This is a genomic window from Paracraurococcus ruber (assembly GCF_004353985.1).
Taxonomy (GTDB): Bacteria; Pseudomonadota; Alphaproteobacteria; order Acetobacterales; family Acetobacteraceae; genus Paracraurococcus; species Paracraurococcus ruber.
Genome location: NZ_SMOA01000437.1, coordinates 1 through 3,048 on the forward strand (window position 1 = coordinate 1; position 3,048 = coordinate 3,048).

The following is a 3,048-nucleotide window of genomic DNA, read 5'->3' on the forward strand; positions in this document are numbered from 1 at the left end:
GGCGCTGCCCGGCGCCGCCGCCCCGGTCCGGCCCCTGCCCGCCCGCCGGCCCGGTGCGCGGCAGGGCTGGCTGCGGCTCTGGGCCTTCGGCGCCAGCGCCGTCGCCGCGGGCCTGGCGGTGGTGCTGGTGCTGCGGCCGGCGCCGGAGCCGCGGCTGATGACCGTGCTGCTGACCAGCCGCGACCAGCCGGCCTGGCTGGTGGAGGCGGCGCCGGACGGCGCCATCCGCCTCGCCTCGCTCAATCCGCGCCCGGTGGAGCAGGACCGGGTGCTGCAGTTGTGGGCGCTGCCGCCGGGAGCGACGGCGCCGACCTCGCTCGGCCTGATCCCGGCGGAGGGCCGGCTGACCGTGACGCCGCAGGCGGTGCGGCCGGTGCCGGGCATGCTGATCGAGATCAGCCTGGAACCGCCGGGCGGCTCCCCCATCGGCCGCCCGACCGGGCCGGTGCTGTTCATCGGCCGGCTCACGGCGGCGGGCGCGAGCTGACGCGGCCCCGGCGCGGCAGCGCCCTGTTGCGCCGCGCGCCGGAGTGCGTCCGGTGCGATGGCGGCAGGCGCGCGCGGCGTGCAAGGCCGGCGACGTCATGCGAAGGCTGCGATTCCCGCCGGCCTGCGTGTCAGCCAGCGGTCGCGGGTTCGCGGCCGTGCGATGGCCGCACGCGCAGGGTCGGCATGGCGGTCGCGGGCGCGTGTTCCGCGCGACGGTCGCAGACGGGCGTCCGGCTCGACGGCAACGGGCGCGCATGCCCGCAGCACGGCGGCAGACACGCGTGGCACATGAAGGCCGCAGCCGCGCGCGCCGCGCGATCGTCGCGGGCGCGCGTGCCGCCAGCCGGCCATGCGCATGCGTTCCGCCGAATGGTCGTGGGTACAGGCTTCGCGTGACGGTCACGGGCGCGCGTGCCGCCAGATGGTCCCAGGCGTCCGTTCCGCGCGAGTCCGGCAGCGTGCTTTCACACGGCGGCAGCGCGCAGGCCCAGCCGGCATCGGCGCGCGTAGGTCCCGGCCAACCCGGAAAGGCCCGCACAACCCCAGGCCGGCCGCGGCAGCGCCCGGCCCGGCGATTTTTTCCATGGCCTCGCCGCGCCGCTGCATCCAGCCGCCGCGCCGCCCCGTAACGCGGGCAGCGGACGCTCCGACGGCGCCGCTGCATCACGGAGAGCGAGACCATGCTTCGCACCACACTCCTTGCCGGCGCCGCGCTGCTCGCGGCCGGCGGCGCCGCGCAGGCGACCACGCTGCTCGGCCTGACCGCCGACAACCACCTCGTCCGCATCGAGGCCGAGGGCCGCCGCGCCGCCGCGCCCATCCGCGTCAGCGGCACCGATGGCCGGCTGCTCGGCATCGATGTGCGGCCTTCCGACGGCAGGCTCTATGGCCTGACGGAAACCGGGCAGATCGTCAGCATCGATGCCATGACCGGCCGCGCCACCCAGGTCAGCCGCCTGCCGGAGCGGCCGGACCTCGGCGGCCGCGCGACGGTCGACTTCAACCCGGTGGCCGACCGGTTGCGCGTGCTGGGCATGAACGGCACCAGCCTGCGGATCAACGTGGAGAACGGCCAGGCGACGAAGGATGGCAGCCTGAAATACCAGGCCGGCAGCGCCTGGGCGGAGACGCCGCCGCGCGTCGTCGCCGGCGCCTACACCAACAGCATGGCCGGCGCGAAGGAGACGATGCTGTTCACCGTGGACTCGCTGACGCGCACGCTGAACCTGCAGGCGCCGCCGAATGACGGCGTGCAGCAGCCGCGCGGCGAGATCGCCGCCAGCCTGCCCGCCGGCGTCGCCTTCGACATCCTGAGCGATGGCGCCGGCGGCAATGCGGCCTGGCTGCTGGCCGCCGGTACGCTGCACCAGGTGGACCTGGCGACCGGCAAGGCGATGGCGGCCGGCAGCGTCGCCGGCCTGCCCGCGGCCGAGGTGATCGACATCGCCGCGATGCGCTGAGCCTGCCACGCGGATGCCCGCCGGCCCCCCGGCCGGTCGGGCGTGGCGCAGGGCGCGGCGCAGGGGGCGGGGCGCAGGGGTGGGGGCCATCCTGCGCGGGGCCCGGCCGTACCGCTGGCCGGCATGGCGGGCGGCAGGCGCCGGTCCGGCAGGCCGCCGCCATCCGCCCGGATCACGCCTCCGGCCGGCAGCGGACCAGCGGGCGGGGCGGCGCGTCCGCCTCGGGCGCCGGCTCCAGCCGGCGCTGCACCAGGGCGATCGGCCCGGGCACGGAGGAGATCGGCACGCCCGCCCGTGCCTCCACCACATCGCCGCGCGCCAGCGCCAGGCCGGGCGGCACCTCGGCGTGGAAGAAGCGTGCCTCCCGCCCGCCGGCGGCGCAGCGCAGCGTGACCACGCGGCCCTGTTCCAGCGCCGCGGGCGGGATCCAGGCCAGCCAGGTATCGGCATTCACCACGCTGTCGAACCAGTAGCCGGTGCTCGGCTCGCCCAGGCGGCCGCGCAGCAACCCGCCGGCGCCGCCCTCGCAGCGGGGCAGCCGCGCCCCGTCCTCCGTCGCCAAGGATGCGGCGGCAGGCTGCGGCGGCAGGCGGCGCACCACCTCGCCCAGCGGGCCGGCGCCGCCGCCCTCGACGCCCGGGTGGAACTCGACCGGCGTCTCCCCCGGGCCGGCGATCCCGGGCAGCAGCCGCACCGGATAGCTCGCCGCCCGCCAGCCGCCCGGCACCGGCCAGGCGCAGGCGACGCGGCCGAAGCGCCCGGCGGCGAAGTCGTCGCGGGTCAGCCCCTGCAGCACCGCGTTGCGCAGCGCCGGGAGACTGGCACCGACCCGGGCCGCGGCCATGGGGCGATAGACCTCCGCCCGCATCGGCGCGCCGGGCGGCGGCAGGGCGGAGCAGGCGGCCGGCAGCACCAGCACGCACAGGGCGAGGACCCGCAGCATGGGCGCAACCATAAGGCCCCGTTAGCGCCGGCGCGACGGCCACGACGCCCGGCGTCGCGCCGCCCTGCCGCGTCGAAGCGGCGGGGCCGGGCGGATCGCGCCGCGGCCCGGCCGGGCGCCACCGATGCCGCAGGGGCCCGCGACCGACGGGGCGGC

Annotated in this window: 3 protein-coding genes; 2 read left to right on the forward strand and 1 reads right to left on the reverse strand. The window is 78.1% G+C overall.

Features of this window, described 5'->3' with window-relative positions; all coding sequences use genetic code 11:
• Window positions 1–487: anti-sigma factor (locus tag E2C05_RS30360; protein WP_192912554.1), on the forward strand; the 487-nt coding region annotated here is incomplete at its 5' end.
• Window positions 488–1,169: 682 nt separating this feature from the next.
• Window positions 1,170–1,949, forward strand: coding sequence for a DUF4394 domain-containing protein (locus tag E2C05_RS30365; protein WP_133223342.1), 780 nt, complete (start codon window positions 1,170–1,172; stop codon window positions 1,947–1,949).
• 172 nt (window positions 1,950–2,121) lie between these two features.
• Here the strand turns inward: E2C05_RS30365 and E2C05_RS30370 are convergent, their stop codons facing one another.
• Entirely contained in the window at window positions 2,122–2,892 is a 771-nt protein-coding gene (locus E2C05_RS30370; RefSeq protein ID WP_133223343.1) for a hypothetical protein, read from the reverse strand.
• Window positions 2,893–3,048: the final 156 nt, after the last annotated feature.